This is a genomic window from Curtobacterium sp. MCPF17_021, from assembly GCF_003234605.2.
GTDB lineage: Bacteria > Actinomycetota > Actinomycetes > Actinomycetales > Microbacteriaceae > Curtobacterium > Curtobacterium flaccumfaciens.
The window spans coordinates 985,003-1,004,872 of record NZ_CP126252.1 but is presented as its reverse complement, the minus strand read 5'-3'; the positions used below and the strand labels follow the sequence as shown (position 1 = coordinate 1,004,872).

Here is a 19,870-nt window from a genome sequence, read left to right as displayed (position 1 = left end):
ACCCGCGGCGAACGCCGCCCCGAGGTGGACGAGGTTGTCGTCACTTGATGTGCTCCAGACGTGTCGGACCGGCGGGCCCGGCTCGCGGCGGGCCGTCAGTGACACTGATCCTATGGGACCGGACCGAGCGTGAACCTGTACGGGGACTCAGGACCGGGTCAGGACCCGCAGCGGGCGAGCTTCGCGGTGCTCCCGCCGTCGGCGATCGTCTGCAGGTCGGTGACGGCCTGGTCGAGCGTGGAGACGCTGTAGACGTCGAGCCCGTCCGGCACGTGCCCGACGACCTCGTCGCAGTTGTCCGCGGGGGCGAGGAACACCGTGGCGCCCGCGTCCGCGGCGCCGTAGAGCTTCTGCCGGATCCCGCCGATGGGCCCGACCTCGCCGTCTGCCGTGATCGTGCCGGTGCCCGCGACGTGCTTGCCGCCGTTGAGCTTGCCCGGCGTGATCTCGTCGATGATCCCGAGCGCGAACATCATGCCGGCGGACGGACCGCCGACGTCCTGCAGGCGGATCGACACCTTGAAGGGGAACTCGTAGCGCTCGGTGACGCCGACCCCGAGCAGCGCCGTGCCCTGCTCGCTGCGCGGCGTCACCCGGACGTCCTTCGTCGCGCCGTCCCGTTCGACGGTGACGGTCGCGGGGCTCGAGGTGCCGTGCTGCGCGACGGCTTCACGCAGGCTCACCGCGTCGGCGTTGGTCGTGAGCGACTTGCCGTCGAACGCCGTGATGACGTCGCCCTTCTCGATCGCGCCGTCGGCCGCTGAGCCCTCCTGCACGGCGCTGACCTCGAGTTCGGTGGGCAGGTCGTTCCCCTGCTGGATGAGCGCGGCGGCAACGGCCGACTGCTGCGACGCCTGCATGTCGGCGGAGTCCCGCTCGTTCACCTGCTCGGTCGTGGTGCCGCTCGGGTAGATCGCCTCGACCGGGATCACCGCCTGCGACCTGGTGAAGATCGCGCGGATCACGCTGGTCCACGACGGGCGGTTCGTGGCGTCGCCCTGGATGCCGACGGTGAGCATGTCGAGGGCGCCGGCCGTCGGGTACGTCTCGTGGCCGGACACCTGGATGAGCTTGACGTCCTTCGCGTCCTTGCCCGTCCCCTGCTCCTGCGTGCCGATGGTGTTGTAGACCGGCCCGGGGACCTCGATGAGGTACGGGCTCGGCAGCAGGCTCGCCAGCAGTCCCAGCACGACCGCGCCGATCAGGAAGGCCCACCCGACGGTCCGGGCACGCGAGCGACGACGGGGCGCGGGGGCGAAGAGGGTCACGCGGAGTCCTTCCGAGGTGGGCACCCGCGCCTGGCGGCAGGGTGGTCGCACACGTCTCGCGACGGGGCTGTTCGCCCTGGGCGCAGCGCTTCGGGCGTTCCCACGGGGGCATCCCAGGTGCGGCCCCGTGAGCAGCGATTAGCGTAGTCGGCATGCCTGATGAACCACAGCCGGGGCCGGACGACGACTTCCAGGAGATGCTGCGCAAGCTGCTCTCGGGCGAGGGGCAGATCGACCCGTCGCAGCTCGCCGGTGCCGCCGGTCTGCCGAACGACCCGGCCTCCGTGGCGAACCTGATGAGCCAGCTCCAGCGTGCCGCGCAGTCCGGCGGTGACGGCATCGACTTCTCGGCCACCGCCGAACGCGCCACCGCGATCGCTCGGGACGGCGGCCACCCCGTCGACCCGGCCACCTCGCAGGCGGCAGACCAGGCCTTCCAGGTCGCTGCACTGTGGCTCGACGAGGTCACGACGGTCGCCGAGCTGACCGCGACCCCGAGCCTCTACACGCGTGAGCAGTGGGCCAAGGCGACCGTCCCGGTGTGGACGCAGATCGCCGAGCCGGTGGCCTTCAGCATCGCCGATGCCCTGACCGAGGCGATCGACCAGCGTGCTCCCGAGCAGCTCAAGGCGATGCTCGGAGACGTCTCGAAGGCGATGCGCGGTATCGGCGGGGCACTGTTCGCGATCCAGCTCGGCCAGGTCGTCGGGCAGCTGTCGAAGGAGGTCGTCTCCGGCGGTGACGTCGGCGTGCCGCTCCTCGACGAGCAGGTCGCAGCGCTCCTGCCCCAGAACGTCGCCGAGTTCGCCGAGGGCCTCGACGTCTCCGAGGACGAGGTCCGCATCTACCTCGCGGTCCGCGAACTCGCCCACGCCCGGCTCTTCCGGTCGGCACGGTGGCTCCGGCTGCACATCATCTCGTCCATCACGGACTACGCGCGGGGCATCCACATCCCCTTCGACCGCGTCGAGGAACTCGCGGCCGACATCGACCCGACCAACCAGGAGCAGCTGCGCGACGCACTCGCCTCGGGTGCCCTCATCCCGCCGCGGACCGCCGAGCAGGACGCCGCCCTCGCCCGGCTCGAGACGATGCTCGCCCTGGTCGAGGGCTGGGTGGACACGGTCACCGCCGCGGCCACCGTCCGTCTCCCCAAGGCCGGAGCGATCGCCGAGATGGTGCGCCGTCGCCGTGCGGCCGGCGGCCCGGCCGAGTCGGCGTTCGCGACACTCGTCGGCCTCGAGCTGCGTCCGCGTCGTCTACGTGAAGCCGCCGCGATGTGGCAGCGGGTGACCGACGAGCTCGGCGCCGAAGAGCGTGACGCCCTCTGGTCGCACTTCGACCTGGTGCCGACCTCGGACGACGTCGACGCACCCGACGCCCTCGTCGCACGGCTGCGGAACCCGTCCCAGACCGACGAGGACGACGCGTTCGACAAGGCCCTCGAGGACCTGCTGAACGACTCGACCGGTGCGCGTCCGCACGAGGACGAGTCCGGCCGCGTGGCCGACGACCCCGAGGGTGGAGCGGGCGACGAGCCCGGGAACGACACGGGCGATCAGCCCCGCTGAGTTCTCCACAGATCCCCCTGGTGACCCCACGCGTGCCGCGTACTCCGGCACCGTGGGGTCATGGGCATCCGCATCGATCCGACGCTCGAGTTCGTCTGGCGTGACCCCGCCACGGTCCAGCTCGGGGTCGATCCTCCACGCGCCGTCGTCGCGGTGCCCACCACGGGGGAAGAACGGTTCCTCAACGGTCTGCGACGCGAGACCGGCCACGACGTGCTGGCAGGCCTGGCGGCCGCGTCGGGGTGCTCGCCGGAACGTGCTGCCGGTGTGCTCGGTGCCGCGTCGCCCGCGGTGGTCGAGGTCCTGCCCGAGCCGCTCGAACGCATCGAGGTGCACGGCGCCGGTGTCCTCGCCGACACCGTGGCGACGTTCCTGTCCGGCGAGGGCGTGACGGTCAGCCGCACCACCGCGCCCGCCGGGGGCCCGATCGTACTGCCCGAGCCCGAACCGCGCCTCGCCGTGGTGGTGGCCGACCACGTCGTCGACCCGGCGCTCCGCGCCGCGTGGACCCGCCGGGGCGTGCCGCACCTGGCGGTCGTCGTCGGCGACGGACGCGTCCGTCTCGGTCCGTTCGTCGTGCCGGGAGCCGGGCCGTGCCTCCAGTGTGCTGAGTACGCACGCGTCGACGACGACCCGGCCTGGCCGGCCATCGCCGCTCAGGTGTGGGGGCGGCACCCGGCACCGCTGTCACCGTGGCGGGCGGCGGCGGTGGCCGCCGCCACGACGCGGATGCTGCTGGAACGGCTCCCGCTCCGGACGCAACGAGCCGAGCCCGACCAGCTCGTCTTCGAGCGCGACGACCTGTCGGTCAGCCGTTCGCCGGTCCGGCCCCATCCGCGGTGCGCGTGCCGAGCGCTGCCAGGAACCGACTCGGAGCCCGGGCTCCCCCACGCGTGGAGCCCTGTTGCGACCACGTGATCGTGACCGAACGGCGGGCGCGCGTCAGCCCGACGTAGAACAGGCGTCGTTCCTCGTCCACCTCGGTGTCGGTCGACGCGTGCGAGATCGGCAGGAGCCCCTCGGCGGCGCCGGCGATGACCACGTGCGGCCACTCCAGACCCTTCGACGAGTGCAGCGTCGCGAGCGTGACAGCATCGACCTCGGGCTCGTGGTGCGTCGCCGCACGGTCCACCAGGTCCTGGGTGAACTGCTGCATCGTCGTGCCGGCGGGGGCGTCCTCGGCCAGGCCCATGATCGCCTGCAGCGCTTCCCACTGCTCACGGACTGCGCCGGTGCCCTCCGGCGGCGTCTCCGTCCAGCCGCTGACCTGCAGCACCAGCCGGACCCGTCGGGTCAACTCGTCGTCGGTCTGCCGGATCGCCTCGCCGCGCATGTGGTGGACGGCGAGCTTGACCTCCGGGCGGTTGAAGAACCGGGTCCCGCCCTGCACGCGGTAGGGGATGCCGTTCCGGCCGAGCGCGGACTCGAGCGCAGCGGACTGCGCTCCGACGCGGAAGAGCACGGCGCAGTCCCCGTAGGACGCTCCGGCCCCGACGAGCTCGGCGATGCGCCGGGCGATGGTCTGTGCCTCGTCACCGTCGTGGACGCAGGCCAGCACCACCGGTTCCGGGCCCGGTTCCTGGCTCTGGGCCACCAGGTCGAGCGCGCCGGGCTGGCCGCGCATCAGCGTGTTGGCCGCGGACACGACCTCGCGGGTGGAGCGGTAGTTCCGCTCGAGGCGCAAGACCGACCCGCGCGGGAACTCCGACCCGAACCCGAGCAGGTAGTCGCTCGAGGCGCCGGCGAACGAGTAGATGGTCTGACTGGCGTCGCCGACGACGCACAGGTCGTCACGGCCGCCCAGCCAGGCCCGCAGCAGGTCGTGCTGCACGGGCGAGACGTCCTGGTACTCGTCGACGACGAAGAACCGGTACTGCTGCCGCACGTACGACGCCACGCGGGGCTCGGACTCGACCATGCCGAGGGTCGCCAGCAGGACGTCCTCGAAGTCCAACTGCCGCCGGTCGTCCTTCAGTCGCTCGTACGCCTTCATCAGGTCGATGACCCGGCGCGGCGTGGTGTCGCGCGGCATCACCCGGTCGGCGGCGGCGGCCTCGTACTCGTCGAGCGAGAGCATCTGCACCTTGCGCCACTCGACCTCGGCGGCCAGGTCGCGGAGCACCGGGGTGTCGACGTTCATGCCGACCGTGTCCGCGGCGTGGGCGATCATCCGCCCCTTGGACTCGACGATCTTGGGGGCGTGCCCGCCGACGGTGTCCGGCCAGAAGTAGCTGAGCTGCGCCATCGCGGCGGCGTGGAAGGTGCGCGCCTGGACCGTCCCGGCCCCGAGCGCGCGCAGGCGCGACCGCAGTTCGCCGGCGGCACGGGTCGTGAACGTCAGCGCGAGGACGTGGTTCGGCGCGTAGGTCCCGGTGGCGACGCCGTAGGCGATCCGGTGCGTGATCGCGCGGGTCTTTCCCGTCCCGGCGCCGGCGAGCACCGCGACCGGACCGAGCAGGGTGCGGGCGACCGTCCGCTGCTCGGCGTCGAGCGCGGCGAGCAGTTCGTCGGGCGAGGGCGGCCGGGGTTCGACTGCCCCGGCACCCGGTGCACCGCGCGGACCGGTGACGCTCACGGCAGGTCCAGCGGCCCGCCGTACCACTCCTCGATGATGGCGCGGGCGATCGAGGTGCGTCCCGGCAGCAGCAGGGTGTCGCCGGCGCGCTCGCGGATCTCGTCGCGCGAGAACCACCGGACGTCCAGGATCTCCACGCCGTCGGGGCGGGCGGTCGTCGGGTCACCGCCGGCTGCGCGGGCGCGGAAGCCCACCATCAGCGACGCGGGGAACGGCCACGGCTGCGAGCCGAGGTACTCGGGCTCCTCGACACGGACGCCGGACTCTTCCCAGACCTCGCGGCGGACGGCGTCCTCGAGCGACTCCCCCGGCTCGACGAACCCGGCCAGCAGCGAGTACCGGTCGGCGTCCCACGCGGCGTTGGAACCGAGCAGGATCCGGTCGTCGGCGTCGACGACCCCGACGATGATCGCCGCGTCCGTACGCGGGAAGAGGTCGTGTCCCTCGGGGTCGCGGCGGACCCATCCGCCGCTCACAACGGCAGTGGGTGAGCCGGTGCGCGGCGAGAAGCCGTGCACGGCGTGCCAGTTCGCCATCGCGACGGCTTCGACCGCCAGGCCCTGGTCGCGCGGCGAGAGCTCGGTGCCGAACATCCGGAGGCTCTGCCAGGCGTCGTCGTCGGGTTCGATCGCGGTCGCCGTCGCGCTGTCGATCAGGGCGGCGACGAAGCGGGTACCCGCCGGGGCATCGACGGCGTCCGACACTGCACGGCCGAGGTACAGAGTCACGATGTCGACCGGGATCTCCGTCGCGGTCACGAAGCGCAGGGTGCCGTCGGCGTTCCGGAGCATCTCGGCACCACGCACCGGCAGGTACCGGGTGCGCTCGTCCTCGCGCAGGACACGCTCGACGTCGTCGGTCGTGCGGAACTCGGCGTCGCGGTCGAGTTCGTTGCGGGACAGCGGGAGCCGGGCGGCGAACTCGACGGTCACGGCGGGAGAGCTCCTCGGATCGGGTGCGGACGTGCAGGAGACGTGCGGTGGGTGTGCGGGCCGCCGAACAGCGTGGCGTGCAGCCGTGCACGCAACACGCGCCTACCCTGAGGGGCATGGCGGGATCCCAGTTCACTCTAGCCGCGTTGGCGACGACGGCCGTTCCAGGTCTCCTCGTCACGGGCACGCGCACGCTCGGCTCGGCCGCGGCCGGCGACTACGAGTCGGCGCTCCTCCGAGACGCCGACGGCACCGAGATCGTCATCCGCCGCCCCCGGAACCAGCGCGCCGAGGCGCGGCAGTCGGCCGACCTCGTCGCCATCCGCGCGCTGAGCGCCGGCATCCGCACACGCCTGCCGTTCGGCGTCGCCGAGTACCGCGGCCAGGCGCCGATCGGGTCGACGCGCGCCATCGTCACGACGCGGCTGGCCGGAGCTCACCCGACCCTCGCGTCGCTCGTCGAGCGCCCCGACCTCGCCACCAGCGTCGGCCGTGCCCTCGCCTCGATCCACCAGCTGCCGACGAGCTTCGTCTCCGACGCCGGCCTGCCGTCGCTCACGCCGTTCGAGGTGCTCCGGTCCGCCGTCTCGGTGATGGACCGCGCCGTGGCGACCAAGCTCGTCCCCGCCGCGCTCGTCGAACGCTGGGAGGGTGCCGCCCGCGACCAGCAGCTCTGGCAGTTCACGCCGACCGTCGTGCACGGTTCGCTCGGCACCGGCGCCCTGCTCGTCGACGGCGACGCGGTGACCGGGATCCTCGACTGGGGCGAGCTGCGGCTCGGCGACCCGGCGAAGGACCTCGCCTGGGTGCTCGCCGGCCGCCGCGATGCCTTCGACACCGTCCTCAGCGCCTACGAGGCGAACGGCGGCGGACGCGACCGCCAGCTCGCACAGCGTGCACGCGTGCACCACGAACTCGAGACGGCGCACTGGCTGCTGCACGGCGTCCAGGCGAAGAGCACCGAGGTCGTCGACGACGCCGTCGCGATGATGCACCGCCTGGTCGACGCGGTGCACGCCCCGAGTGCGGAACCACTGCAGTCCGTGTCACCCGAGACGATGGAGATCGGCGAGGTGGAGCAGCTGTTGTCCTCCACCGAACGCCGCCACGGCTGACGCTTCGTGAGCAGGAATGGTCGGGTCGCTGCGGCGCACCCGACCATTTCTGCTCAACAAGGTGCGGCAGGAGTCGTGGACGCGACCGCCTGGAGGCCCGGCGCGGGTCCGGCGGACCGGCACCGGGCCTCCAGGGCGGAGCGCGACACGGGCGGAGCGCGACACGGGCGGAGCGCGACACGGGCGGAGCGCGACACGGCCGCAGCGCGCCCGCAGGACGTCAGCCGACGGCCTCGGACCACGCGCGCTCGAGTCCGGCTCGGTCGAGCAGCTCGGTCGGACGGACCTCGAGGTCGTCGGCGACGAAGTAGAACACCGCGTCGACCTGGTCGAGCGGTCGCCCGGTGAACTCGGCGTAGGCGACGCGGTACAACGCGAGCTGCAGGGTGCGGCGGGCCAGGTCGTCCGCCCCCGACGGCGCCTTGCCCGTCTTCCAGTCGACTACCTCGGCGCGCCCGTCGATCTCGTACACGGCGTCGAGCTTGCAGACGACGCTGTGCCCGAGGAACGGGATGTGGATCTCGCGCTCGACCTCGATCGGAGTCAGCCCGGCCCACCGTGAGCGCGCGAACGTCGCCTGGAAGTCCGCGAGTCGACGGGCGTCGTCGTCGGTGACCACGGCGTCCGGCGACGAATCGGCGAGGTCGTCGGCATCGAGGTCGAGCTCGCCGTCCCACACGTCGAGCGTCTCGAGCGCGCCGCCGCTCCGTGCCCGCTGTTCCACCCACTGGTGGAACAGCGTGCCGAGCCGGGTGGCGCGGTACGGGCGCTCCGGCATCGGCCGGCGGAGCCGCTCGGCCACGGAGTCGGGTTCGGTCAGGTAGTCCTTGAAGCCCGACGCCGGGACCCGGTGCGGGACGGCGACCGCGTGCTTCGCGTTCCGGGTGGCGTGCCGTTCGGCGAGCAGCAGGTCGATGTCGGCGGCGAAGCGCCCCGCGGCACCGGGGTTCGCGTTCCGCACCCGCTCGGAGGCAGCCAGGACCCGCGGCGCACGCTCCCCGAACGGCACGTGCGGCCAGGTCTGGGTCGCGCCGCTCTCCCCCATCGGGTTCTCGTCGTGCACCGTCGTCTCCGGGATCGCCGCACCGTCGATGACGCCGGCGTCCACCAGGTCGCGCAGGTAGCGGCTCGGCTCGGTGGGTCGGACCCCGCCGGCCCAGAACGAGCCGGACACCAGCAGGTCGTGCTTGGCACGGGTCAGGGCGACGTAGGTCAGCCGGCGTTCCTCGTCCTCGTTGCGGGCCTTCACCTGTTCCTTGAAGGCGTCGATCGCCGTGGTGACGTCCTTCTGGGTCTCCTGCCCGCGCCATGCGAGTCGCGGCAGCTCGGCGGCGTCTCCACGGAACTCGTACGGCAGTCGGCCGAACCCGAGCCAACCCGACGAGCCCTCCTGCGGACGCGCCGGCAGGCCGCCCTCGACCATCCGGGGCACTGCGACGGCGTCCCACTCGAGCCCCTTCGACCCGTGGATCGTCAGGATCTGCACGGTGCCGGCCTCGGGCTCCTCGGACCGCGGGCCCATGTCGTCCCGCCGGGCTGCGGCGTCGATCCACCCGAGGAACGAACCGAGGTCGGCGCGGTCGTCGGTCGACACGAAACCGGCGAGCTCGTCGATGAAGGCGTCGAGGTACGCGCCGCTGCCCTGTTCGTGCGCGGCGACCTCGATGTCGAGTCGCATCTCCTGCACGACGAGCGTCACGAAGTCGACCAGGTCGCTCCCCGCGCGTGAGCGGAGCATCGCGAGCTGCCCGCCGAGCGCTCGCATCCGGCTGCGACCCGCGGGGGTGATTCCCTCGAGCGCGCCGTGCTCGTCGGGTGCGGTCGCGACGAAGTCGAGCGCGTCGACGATCGACCCGTGCTCCCCGGCAGCCACCGAGGCACGGAAGGCCGCGGTCAGGTCGTCGTCGAGGCGCTGCTGGGTGTGGTCGCGCTGGAACAGCCACCGGGCGAGCTGGTGCAGGGCGACGATGTCCGCCGCCCCGACCCGCCACCGTGCACCCGCGAGCAGCCGGATCAGGTCGTTGCCGGCCGCCGGGTCGTGCAGGACGCGCAGGCACGCCACCAGGTCGACGATCTCCGGACGCTGGAGCAGTCCGCCCGTGCCGAGCACGTGGTACGGCACCCCACGGGCACCGAGCGCCGCCGTGAACGCCGCGAGGTCCTTCCGAGCCCGCAGCAGCAGCGCCATCGAGCCCGCCGGGTTCTGCCTGCGGTGGTCCTGGAACCACGCCGCGACCTCGTCGGCCTCTTCCGGCAGGGTCTCGGGGAACACCACCCGCACGGTGCCGGCGTCCGCACCCGGCCGGGGCGAGAGCCGTTCGACGTCGACCTCGGACGCCTCGGACAGCGGCGACACGATCGCGTTCGCCCCCGCGAGCACGTCCACCGGGTTCCGCCAGCTGGTCGACAGCGCGAAGGTGACGGGTTCGGCCACGCCGGGTTCGTCGCCGCCGAAGTCGTGCGGGAACCGGGCGAGGTTCGCGGCGCTCGCACCACGGAACCCGTAGATCGACTGGTGCGGGTCGCCGACCGCCATCACCGAGTGCCCGCGGAACAGCCGCGCGAGGAACCGGGTCTGCACGACCGAGGTGTCCTGGTACTCGTCGAGGAGCACCACCCCGTACCGGCTCCGCAGGTCCGAGACGACACGAGGGGCCGACTCGGCCGCGGCGAGCGCGAGGGCGATCTGGTCGGAGAACTCCACGAACCCGCGGTCGACCTTCTGTCGTCGGAACTCGGCGACCAGGTCGGCCAGGGGTTCGAGGGCGCCGATCGCGGCGACCGCGTCCGTGATCGCCTTGTACGGCTTGCCGCGGTTGCCGGGGAGTTCGAGCAGCTCCGAGAACTCGATCGCGAACCGGCGCAGGTCCTCTGGCTCGACGAGGTGTTCCGAGGTGGCACCGGCGAGCGCGACCACGGCTGCGGTCAGGGTGTCGACGTCGCGGTCGAGTCCGGCGAGCCGGTCGTCGCGGGCGGCCACCACGACCCGACGGGCGAGCTGCCAGGCCGACGGTTCGGTCAGCACCTGGGACTCGCCGTCACGCCCGACGAGCAGGGCGTTCTCGCGGAAGACCGCGTTGGCGAAGGCGTTGTACGTCGAGACCGTGGGTGCCTCGAAGGCGTCCCCGGGGGTGATCAAGCCCACGTCCTCGAGCGCACGGATGCGGTCGTTGATGCGGACGGAGAGCTCGCCGGCGGCCTTGCGGGTGAAGGTCAGGCCGAGGACCTCGTCGGGGCGGACGAGTCCGTTGGCCAGCAGCCAGACGACGCGCGAGGCCATCGTCTCGGTCTTCCCGCTGCCGGCACCGGCGACGACCAGCGCCGGCACGAGCGGTGACTCGATGACGGCGCGCTGTTGGGCGGTGGGACGAGGGCGGCCGAGGGCGTCGGCGATGGCGTCGGCGCCGTGCCGGATGACGGGCGGTGCAGCGGCAACCGTGCCGTCCGCAGCAGCAGCAGCAGCCGTGCCGGTCGCGTCACCCGTGTCGGTCGTGCCCGCCGTGTCGGTCGTGTCCGCCGTGTCGCTCACCAGGTCACCTCCGCCACCACGTGGATCCGGCACTCGACCCCGGTCCGGGCCTTCTCGCAGTGGTCGTCCACGTTCGCCACGAACGTGCGTCCGGCCATGCCCCGCGCCACCCCGTGCAACCGCTCGCGGTAGGCCTCGCGCGCCTCGGCGTCGAACGCGTGCTGGGTCCGCTCGGAGTACGCCTGTCCGCCGCGGGGGTTCTGGACGAAGACCAGCCGGGCGTCGGTCATCGGAGACCCCGCCGGCACGCCCTCGACCGTGCCGTCCTCGACCGCGAGTTGGTAGGCCCCGAGCTGCGGGTGTTCCGGCATGTCGTTCTTCTCGCTGGGCATCGAACGGCCGGTCTTCAGGTCGACGACGCTCACCCGCCCCTCGGGGTCGACCTCGATGCGGTCGATGCTCCCCCGGATCCGGGCGGGCCCGGTCACGAGCGCGAACGAGGTCTCGGCGCCGAGCAGTCGACGGCCGGCGCTGGCGAAGGTGCGGAGGTAGTCGCTCAGCCCCTCGATCATCCGCCGGGTCCGGGCACGTTCGCGGTCGGCGACCCAGGGCGACTCGAACGTGAGCTCGTCCCACCGCGCCTCGACCCGCTCCCACAGCGACTCGACGTCGATCTCGGTGGCGTGCTCCATCGCTTCGTGCACGATCGTGCCGATGCCCATCGCCGGGCTCGGGGCACCGCCGCCGAAGGTCTGCGCGAACCAGTGCACGGGGCACTCCTCGAAGGTGCCGATGCGCGACGGCGACACCGACACGGCCGGAGTGACGGGCTCGCCGCCCTCGACCTCGGGCGCGGGCTCGGCGTCGAGGTCGACCAGGGGGTCGTCCGTCGTCGGTTCGGCGAGCCCGTACCACTCGTCCGGAGCCGCCCCGGGGACCTCGGCCTCGGCCAGGCGTGCCAGGGCGGACGCGGCCTCGTGGTCCCCCGAGCCCACCACCCGGCGGCGCAGCGACCCGGCCAGCCCACGCAGGGACAGTGGGTGGACGGTCGGCTGACGGTCCGGCGGCACCGGGACGAGCCGGACGAAGGGTGACGGCGACTCGTCGTCGTTCGCGACCGTGCCGATGATGACCTGGGTGGTAGCGCGCGAGACGGCCCGGGCGAACAGCCGGAGTTCGTCGGCGACCACGGCGGCACGGTCGTCGATGGGCGAACGCTCGACCCCGGCGGCAGCGCGGACCAGTCCGTCCGGGTCGAGCAGACTGCCGCGCACCCGGGTGTTGGGCCAGACGCCGTCCTGCAGACCGAGCACCACGACCACGTCGCACTCGAGCCCGATCGTCGCCGACGGCGTCAGGACCCGCACCCGGCCGGCGGTCCGGTCGGGGCCGATCGAGTCCTCCGGTAGGTCGGCGCCGAGCAGGTCGTCGACGAAGACCCGCGCGGGGGCGTCCGGCGTGCGCTCGACGAAGCGCTTGGCGGCGGTGAACAGGCCGACGACGGCGTCCAGGTGCCGGTCGGCTTCCCCGGCGCCGACCCCACCGGCGGCGGACTGGGCGCCCCACGACTTTGCAAGACCGCTGCGTTCCCAGAGGCCCCAGAGGATCTCCTCGATGCTCGATCCTGCCTGGGCGTCGGCACGCGCCTGCACCAGGCTCCGGGCCAGCCGGGTCGCCCGGCGCGCGAACCCGGCGTCCACCGTCACCAGGCGCTCCGGTGCGCCCAGGGCATCGACCAGCAGTTCGTCGGCGGTGCGGCTGCCGTCGCCCGCGAGTTCCTCGCGCCGCAGGGCGAGCCGGAGCCGACGCATCGCCAGGGTGTCGAGGCCCCCGAGGGGCCCGGTGGCGAACGCGGTGGCCAGGGCGGCGTCGAGCGGCAAGACGTCGAGCGCCACCGCAGCCGCGTCGAGCAGCGCCCGCGCCGCGGAGTCGTCGCGCGGGCGGACGGGCGCGGCACCGGCGGTCGCCGGGACCTCGGCCACGGAGAGTGCCCGGACGAGTTCGGGGATGGCAGCACCGCTCCGGGTGACCACGGCCATCCGGTGCCATGGCACGCCGTCGAGCAGGCGGTGTTCGCGGAGTCGACGGGCGATCGCCACGACGAGCGCGGACCGGCTGGCGGCCTCGAGGTGCACGACGGCGTCGGGCCGCGCATCCTGGTCGCCCGCCGACGCGCTGCGCTGCCGACCGGCCGCCGCGGTGCCGATGCGACCCGTGACGCCGGTGACCAGGGCACGGATCGGCGCGGGGTGCCGGTGCACCGCGCCGAGGAACAGCTCGTCGACGCGGTCCACCCCGAGGCGCACGGCCAGCCGACCGAGCACGTCCGGTTCGGCGCCGCGGAACGCCGAGGCGGCGATGTCCGGGTCGCCGAAGGCCACGACCTGCACGCCGGAGCGCGCGAGTGCCCCGAGCAGCGCGATCTCACCCTCCACCAGTTCCTGCGTGTCGTCGACCACGACCAGGCGCAGGGCGGCGATGCTCGCGGGGAGCTCGTGCCGCAGCACCGCGGCGGTGGCGTACGCCACGAGTTCGCCGGAGTCGAGCCCGGTCGGCCGGAACGCGGTGACCGATGCCCGGTAGTCGTCCACGAAGTCCCCGACGGCCCGCCACTCGGGCCGTCCGAGCTCGTCGCCGAGTTCCCGCATGTCGTCGGGCTCGACGCCGGCCGCCACCGCACGCATCATGACGTCGCGCAGGGCGGTTCGGAACCCCGCTCGCTCCCGGACGACGGCGGTGATGGGGTCGGGCCAGGTCGGACCAGCTCCGTCGAGTTCGTGCCCGGCGAGCAGGTCGGCGATGATCCGGTCCTGCTCCCCGCCGGTCAGCAGCGTCGGGGGTTCCTGCCCCTGCACCGACGCCGCGTGGGTGACGATCTGGAACGCCAGCGAGTTCACGGTGCGTGCGAGGGCACCCGGCACGACCCGGTCGACCGCCCGAGCGAGCCGGTCACGCAGCGCCGTCGCGGCCGTCCGCGCCGAGGTCAGGGCGAGCACCGTCGCGTGGCCGTCGGGGGTGATCGCGTCGGGACGGGTCAGCCGGTCTGCGACGAGCCGTGCGAGCGTGGTCGTCTTGCCGCTGCCCGGCGCACCGATCACCGCGGCGTGACGCCCGTCCGGCAACGCGAGCACCGCGGCCTGCGAGGGGTCATCGACCAGTGCGCGCGCGAACCCGGTGTCCTCGGGAGCGGGCATCAGCAAGGTCTGCGGCACGCTCGTACGGTACCCAGGACCGCCGACAGCACCGCTGCGGACGCGCGGGGCACCGGTCGTCACGCCGTCGAGTGCGCCCGCGGCGAACGCCCGATGCCGCACGGGACCGCTCGGATACGCTGTGCTCGTGGACATCAAGATCGGCATCATCAACAGCCCCCGCGAGATCGCCTTCGAGACCGCCCAGACAGCGGACGAGGTCGAGAAGGCCGTGTCCGAGGCGCTCACCGCCAAGTCGACGCACCTGTCGCTCCAGGACGACAAGGGCCGTCGCTTCATCGTCCCCGTCTCGGCCCTGGCGTACGTCGAGGTCGGCGCGGAAGAGGCACGGCGCATCGGCTTCGTCGCCTGACGACGTGGAACTGCTCTTCGCCGTCCTCGGCGGCGTCATCATCGGTGCGGTCGCGCACGTGATCCTGCCGTGGCGGTCGAACCGTGGCGTTCTCGTCGGCCCAGCGGTCGGCGGCATCGCCGCAGCAGTGCTCTGGGAAGCGCTGACCTGGGCCGGGTGGCGGTACGACGGCACCTGGATCTGGGTCGTGGCCCTCGTGGGGTCCGGCGTGGTCGTCCTCGTCGTCGAGTGGCTCCTCGGCACGCAGCGCGACAAGCGCGACGCCGAGTACTACGAGCAGCTCAAGACCCGCGGCGCCTGACGCTCGAGCAACTCAGACGCGCGGCGCCTGACGCTCGAGCAACTCAGACGCTCGGCGCCCGACGCTCGACCGCTCAGGCCGTCAGGCCGAGCGCGTCCATCCGTCGGGTGTGCGCGGCGATGAGCTCGGTCCAGACCGGCTCGAGCCGCTCCTGGTCCTCTCGGGCGTGCGACGCCAGCGCCGACCGTGCGACGAGCAGGGTGTCGCCCACCAGACGTCGTCCCCACATCGCCAGACGCGAACCGATCTGCGGGTCGTCCTCGATGTGAGCCGTCAGCTCCTCGACGACCGCCGCTTCCTCGCGCGCGTCGAACACCGACCGCAGCCGCTGCCGCACGTCGAGCGGCAGCGAGCGGAGAAGGTTGCCGAACAGATCGTTCAGGATGCCGGCCGTCACGTAGCCGGTCAGCATCGACTCGTACCAGTCGGCGCCGCTCGTCCGTTCGAGGAACAGGTCGATCGCCTCGCGGTGCGGGGCCATCAGCGCCGCCGGGTCGCCACCGCTGCGCTCGATCTCGGCCACGATCGTGCGGTGCCGCTCGAGCGCCGTGGTCGCGAGGACCCCGGTGACCAGACGGCCGGAGAGCGTCGGGGCCGAAGCACCGGCTCGTCCCATCGTCTCGTAGACGGAGAGCTGCAGGTACGCGGCCTGCCCGAGGTAGACGTCGAGCTCCGGGGTGACGTCGTCGAGCGCGAGGCGCTTGACCTGAGCGGCTCCGCGCGGGTTCCGCGACGCGAGCCATGCGGCAGCGAGCTGCGCCGCGCGCTTCCGGTTCCACCACGACACCACCCGACCAGCATAGAGGGCACCCGCCGGTCACCCGCCCGACGCCCAGCGGCACCCGCCGGGCGCGCGCCCCGACGCCCCGACGCACCCCGGAGCGCCCCGGACCACGCGCCCGTCGGTAGACTGGCCCGGACTTCCACCAGAACTAAGGTGATTCTTTGACTTTCTCAGACCTCAACATCGACCAGGACATCGTCGATGCACTGGCCGGCAAGGGCATCATCGAGCCCTTCCCGATCCAGGAACAGACCATCCCGCTCGGCCTGACCGGCCAGGACATCATCGGCCAGGCCAAGACGGGTACTGGCAAGACGCTCGGCTTCGGCCTGCCGCTGATCCAGCGACTCGGCGCCGACCCGGCGCACGGCGTGAAGGCGCTCGTCGTCGTCCCGACCCGTGAACTCGCGGTCCAGGTCACCGAGGACCTCGAGCTCGCGGCCTCGAACCGCCCGACCACGGTCGTCTCGATCTACGGCGGCAAGGCCTACGAGGGCCAGGTGGAGCAGCTCAAGGCCGGTGCCCAGATCGTCGTCGGCACGCCCGGGCGGCTCATCGACCTGCAGCGGCAGCGTCTGCTCGACCTCTCCCACGTGCAAGAGGTGGTGCTCGACGAGGCCGACCGCATGCTCGACCTCGGGTTCCTGTCGGACATCGAGCGCATCTTCCAGGCCGTCCCCGAGGTGCGGCACACGATGCTGTTCTCGGCGACGATGCCCGCGCCGATCGTCGCCCTCGCCCGCCGGTTCATGAGCCGTCCGGTGCACATCCGGGCGACCGACCCGGACGAGGGCCTCATGCAGGCCAACATCAAGCACCTCATCTACCGTGCGCACTCCCTGGACAAGGACGAGGTCATCGCCCGCATCCTCCAGGCCGAGGGCCGCGGCAAGACCGTGATCTTCACCCGCACCAAGCGTGCCGCGGCGAAGCTCGTCGAGGAACTGAAGGACCGCGGGTTCAACGCCGCAGCGGTGCACGGCGACCTCAACCAGGAGCAGCGCGAGCGCGCGATGGCGGCGTTCAAGGCCGGCAAGCGTGACGTGCTCATCGCCACCGACGTCGCCGCCCGCGGCATCGACGTCGACGACGTCACGCACGTGATCAACCACACGATCCCGGACGACCCGGACACGTACCTGCACCGCGCCGGCCGCACCGGCCGTGCCGGCAAGACCGGCATCGCGGTCACGTTCGTCGACTGGGACGACCTGCACAAGTGGACGCTGATCGACAAGGCCCTCGAGTTCGGCATCCCCGAGCCCGTCGAGACCTACTCGTCGTCGCCCCACCTGTTCGAGGAACTCGACATCCCCAAGGGCACCAAGGGCCGTCTGCCCGGCTCGTCGTCGCACGCCGCTTCTGCCGGCGTGCCCGTCGAGAAGCGCAGCAGCGACCGCCCGGCCTCGGGTTCGGGTTCGGGTTCGCGTGACGCGTCGCGTTCGCGGTCGCGCAGCCGCACCCGGTCAGGAGGCTCGGAGCAGTCCGCCCCGCAGGCTCCAGCCACCGAGTCGGTCGCCCCCACCACCGCGGCGGGCACCGAGGACGGCTCGGCCGTCGAAGGTGGTTCCACCACCGACGGCGCCGCGAAGCGTCGTCGCCGTCGCCGCCGTCGCGGAGCCGGCACCGGCGATGCCTCGGCGACCGCCTCGGCACCGCAGGGCACGTCGGACGGCGAGTAGCGCCTCCAGACCGAAGGGCCCGTCGCTGACGCGACGGGCCCTTCGTCGTCTCCACCCGCCGACTGCCCCGCGAGGGCGACAGATCGCCGCGAACTGTCAGCGGGAATCTGTCGCTTTCGCGGATGGGTCAAGCCGCGCCGAGCGAGATGTGTCGCTTCGGTGGGACGGCGCGACGCGTCAGGACAGGCGCGAGCCGGGTCCGACGACGGGAGCGCTGCCCGTCGCCTCGGACACGATCGCGTCGAAGGAGACGCGTGCGGTGCGGTGCTCCCCCAGCCGGTTCGGCTTGCCGGTGCCGTGGTAGTCGCTCGAACCGGTGACGAACAGGCCGTAGCGCGTCGCCCAGTCGAGCAGGGTGCGCTTGCCGTGTGCCAGGTTCTCGCGGTGGTCGACCTCGAGCCCGCCGAGCCCGGCGTCGACCAGGTCGCGGAGCATCGGCTCGTCGATGACGATCCCGCGCGAGGACGCCGCCGGGTGCGCGATGACGGGCACGCCGCCGGCCTGCCGGATGAGTTCGACGCCACGCAGGGGCGAGGGTGCCTCGTGGGGTTCGTAGTAGCCGGACGCCGGGTGCAGGATGCCGCGGAACGCCGCGGACCGGTCGGACTCGAGCCCGCGGGCGACCAGGGCGTCGGCGATGTGCGGACGGCCGATCGTGGCACCGGGGCTGGACTGGGCCAGGACGTCCGCCCAGGTGATCGGGTGGTCCTCGGCGATGCGGTCGACCATGCGGTGCGCGCGGGAGAGCCGGCCGTCGCGGATCCGGGTCGTCTCCTCGACCAGTCCGGGGTGCTCGGGGTCCACCAGGTAGCCGAGCACGTGCACGCTGCGGTAGCCGATGCGGGTGCTCAGCTCGAGGCCCGGCAGCAGGGTCAGGGGCAGCTCGTGCGCCGTGGCCGTGGCGTCCGCCCACCCCGCGGTCGTGTCGTGATCGGTCAGCGCGACGGCGTCGAGTCCGGCGGCCGCGGCCGCTCGGACGAGCTCCGCGGGCCGCTCGGTGCCGTCGGAGACACTGGAGTGCGCGTGCAGGTCGATGAACGGGTCTGGCACGTGGCCAATGCTATCCACAGGTGAGCGGCCGCACAGGCCGGGTGTCGCCCGGCGGTGCGATGATGGACGCATGGCCGACACGACTCCCCGCGCGACGAGCAACCGATCCACGACCCCCGGGTCCTCGACCTTCAAGGACTTCATCGGGTCGCAGTGGGCCGAGCGCTCGGAAGCGCAGCCCGAGCCCCGCGAGCAGGCCGCGTTCGCCGCCGAGCGTCGCGCGCGCGTCTCCGAGCTGCACCCGGGCCGCACGATCGTGGTGCCGGCCGGGCAGGCCAAGGTCCGCTCGAACGACTGCGACTACCCGTTCCGCCCGCACTCCACCTTCGCGCACCTGACCGGTTGGGGCACCGACACCGTCGTCGGCTCCGTGCTCGTGATGACGCCGAACGGCTCCGGCCACGACGCCACGCTGTACTTCCGCGCCACCGCGGGCCGCGACTCGGAAGAGTTCTACGCCAACCCCGAGATCGGGGAGTTCTGGGTCGGTCCGCGCCCCTCGCTCGACGCCGTCGCCGCCGACCTCGGGCTGGCCACGGCCGACCTCGGGGCGTTCACGGCCGTCGCCGACGCACTCGACGCGTCGGCGCTGCTCGTCCGTGAAGCCGACGACGACCTGACCCGTTCGCTCGACGCCCGCATCGGCGCAGCGATCGGTGGCGCGGACGAGACCGAGGGGTCGCCGGCCACCGACGACCTGCTCGCCCGCGACCTGTCCGAGCTGCGACTGGTCAAGGACGCGTACGAGGTCCGTGAGCTCCGCAAGGCCGTCGACGCCACGAAGCACGGGTTCGACGACGTCATCGGCGACTTCGACGCCGTGCTCGCGCACCCGCGCGGTGAGCGCATCGTCGAGGGCACGTTCAACCGCCGGGCGCGCGCCGACGGCAACACCGTGGGCTACGACACCATCGCCGCCTCCGGCCACCACGCCTGCATCCTGCACTGGACCCGCAACGACGGCGCCGTGCAGCCGGGCGACCTCATCCTCATCGACGCCGGGGTCGAGGTCGACTCGTTCTACACCGCCGACATCACCCGCACGCTCCCGGTGAGCGGCACGTTCTCCCCCGTGCAGCGGATGGTCTACGAAGCCGTGCTCGAGGCCGCCGACGCCGCGTTCGCGATCGTCAAGCCGGGCATCACGTTCCGCCAGGTGCACGCCACCGCGATGGAGGTCATCGCGCGCAAGACCGCCGAGTGGGGCTTCCTGCCGGTCTCGGCCGCCGAGTCGCTCGAGCCGGACAACCAGTTCCACCGTCGTTACATGGTGCACGGCACGAGCCACCACCTGGGGCTCGACGTGCACGACTGCGCGAAGGCCCGTCGTGAGATGTACCTCGACGGCACCGTGCAGGCCGGCATGGTCTTCACGATCGAGCCCGGGCTGTACTTCCAGCAGGACGACCTGACCGTGCCGGAGGAGTTCCGCGGCATCGGTGTCCGCATCGAGGACGACATCCTGGTGACCGAGGACGGCGCCGAGAACCTGTCGGTCGGCATCCCCCGGACCCCCTCGGAAGTGGAGGGGTGGATCGCCCGCTCGGGCCGCTAGCCTG

At 72.7% G+C, this 19,870-nt stretch carries 14 protein-coding genes; 7 read left to right on the top strand and 7 right to left on the bottom strand.

All coding sequences use genetic code 11. From position 1 onward, the window contains the following. Window positions 1-158 precede the first annotated feature (158 nt). Window positions 159-1,268 carry a YlbL family protein gene (locus DEJ29_RS04870; RefSeq protein WP_111022636.1) on the bottom strand — a complete coding sequence of 370 codons (1,110 nt, stop codon included), beginning with the start codon at window positions 1,266-1,268 and terminating at the stop codon, window positions 159-161. A gap of 152 nt (window positions 1,269-1,420) precedes the next feature. On the opposite strand from DEJ29_RS04870, the gene DEJ29_RS04865 reads away from it, so the two are divergent. Together DEJ29_RS04865 and DEJ29_RS04860 are read left to right on the top strand one after the other, a co-directional pair. Next, window positions 1,421-2,839: a zinc-dependent metalloprotease gene (locus DEJ29_RS04865; protein ID WP_110864460.1), complete on the top strand. Its 1,419-nt coding sequence runs from the start codon at window positions 1,421-1,423 to the stop codon at window positions 2,837-2,839. A gap of 60 nt (window positions 2,840-2,899) precedes the next feature. Further along, the gene (locus tag DEJ29_RS04860; protein WP_111094760.1) at window positions 2,900-3,757 is read left to right on the top strand and encodes a TOMM precursor leader peptide-binding protein; all 858 of its coding nucleotides are present in this window, start codon (window positions 2,900-2,902) and stop codon (window positions 3,755-3,757) included. Here DEJ29_RS04860 and DEJ29_RS04855 read toward each other — a convergent pair. Continuing rightward, a complete protein-coding gene (locus DEJ29_RS04855) occupies window positions 3,648-5,414 on the bottom strand; it encodes an ATP-dependent helicase (protein ID WP_181438164.1) in 1,767 nt (588 codons plus the stop codon). The two genes, DEJ29_RS04860 and DEJ29_RS04855, sit on opposite strands and share 110 nt — an antisense overlap. Beyond that, entirely contained in the window at window positions 5,411-6,346 is a 936-nt protein-coding gene (gene nudC / locus DEJ29_RS04850) for an NAD(+) diphosphatase (RefSeq protein WP_111094759.1), read from the bottom strand. Before nudC ends, DEJ29_RS04855 begins: the two co-directional genes overlap by 4 nt. Before the next feature lie 116 nt (window positions 6,347-6,462). Here nudC and DEJ29_RS04845 point away from each other — a divergent pair, with 116 nt between their 5' ends. Beyond that, on the top strand, window positions 6,463-7,461 hold the full coding sequence (locus DEJ29_RS04845; RefSeq protein ID WP_110864457.1) for a phosphotransferase: 999 nt from the start codon (window positions 6,463-6,465) through the stop codon (window positions 7,459-7,461). Between the two features lie 220 nt (window positions 7,462-7,681). On the opposite strand, the gene DEJ29_RS04840 is transcribed toward DEJ29_RS04845, so the two are convergent. Then, window positions 7,682-10,990 carry an ATP-dependent helicase gene (locus tag DEJ29_RS04840; RefSeq protein ID WP_258375923.1) on the bottom strand — a complete coding sequence of 1,103 codons (3,309 nt, stop codon included), beginning with the start codon at window positions 10,988-10,990 and terminating at the stop codon, window positions 7,682-7,684. Beyond that, the gene (locus DEJ29_RS04835; protein WP_181438163.1) at window positions 10,987-14,142 is read right to left on the bottom strand and encodes a UrvD/REP family ATP-dependent DNA helicase; all 3,156 of its coding nucleotides are present in this window, start codon (window positions 14,140-14,142) and stop codon (window positions 10,987-10,989) included. Before DEJ29_RS04835 ends, DEJ29_RS04840 begins: the two co-directional genes overlap by 4 nt. 127 nt (window positions 14,143-14,269) lie before the next feature. Between DEJ29_RS04835 and DEJ29_RS04830 the strand changes: the two genes are divergently transcribed. Then, complete coding sequence (locus tag DEJ29_RS04830) at window positions 14,270-14,494, top strand: DUF3107 domain-containing protein (RefSeq protein ID WP_031259670.1); 225 nt, start codon at window positions 14,270-14,272, stop codon at window positions 14,492-14,494. 4 nt (window positions 14,495-14,498) lie between these two features. Beyond that, a complete protein-coding gene (locus DEJ29_RS04825) occupies window positions 14,499-14,795 on the top strand; it encodes a hypothetical protein (protein WP_027464580.1) in 297 nt (98 codons plus the stop codon). 73 nt (window positions 14,796-14,868) lie between these two features. On the opposite strand, the gene DEJ29_RS04820 is transcribed toward DEJ29_RS04825, so the two are convergent. Beyond that, window positions 14,869-15,582 (bottom strand): ferritin-like fold-containing protein, encoded by a 714-nt coding sequence (locus DEJ29_RS04820; protein ID WP_239001467.1) that lies wholly within the window; start codon window positions 15,580-15,582, stop codon window positions 14,869-14,871. Window positions 15,583-15,740: 158 nt separating this feature from the next. Between DEJ29_RS04820 and DEJ29_RS04815 the strand changes: the two genes are divergently transcribed. Continuing rightward, window positions 15,741-17,261, top strand: coding sequence for a DEAD/DEAH box helicase (locus tag DEJ29_RS04815; RefSeq protein ID WP_111094757.1), 1,521 nt, complete (start codon window positions 15,741-15,743; stop codon window positions 17,259-17,261). 177 nt (window positions 17,262-17,438) lie between these two features. Here DEJ29_RS04815 and DEJ29_RS04810 read toward each other — a convergent pair whose 3' ends face one another. Then, complete coding sequence (locus tag DEJ29_RS04810; RefSeq protein WP_110864454.1) at window positions 17,439-18,311, bottom strand: PHP domain-containing protein; 873 nt, start codon at window positions 18,309-18,311, stop codon at window positions 17,439-17,441. A 70-nt stretch (window positions 18,312-18,381) separates the two neighbouring features. On the opposite strand from DEJ29_RS04810, the gene DEJ29_RS04805 reads away from it, so the two are divergent. Continuing rightward, window positions 18,382-19,866: an aminopeptidase P family protein gene (locus DEJ29_RS04805; RefSeq protein WP_111094756.1), complete on the top strand. Its 1,485-nt coding sequence runs from the start codon at window positions 18,382-18,384 to the stop codon at window positions 19,864-19,866. The last annotated feature ends 4 nt before the right edge of the window (window positions 19,867-19,870 follow it).

Excerpts from the sequence above, each read along its gene's own strand:
- DEJ29_RS04845 (WP_110864457.1), top strand. The coding sequence starts at position 6,463 with ATGGCGGGATCCCAGTTCACTCTAGCCGCGTTGGCGACGACGGCCGTT.
- DEJ29_RS04805 (WP_111094756.1), top strand. The coding sequence starts at position 18,382 with ATGGCCGACACGACTCCCCGCGCGACGAGCAACCGATCCACGACCCCC.
- DEJ29_RS04860 (WP_111094760.1), top strand. The coding sequence starts at position 2,900 with ATGGGCATCCGCATCGATCCGACGCTCGAGTTCGTCTGGCGTGACCCC.
- DEJ29_RS04865 (WP_110864460.1), top strand. The coding sequence starts at position 1,421 with ATGCCTGATGAACCACAGCCGGGGCCGGACGACGACTTCCAGGAGATG.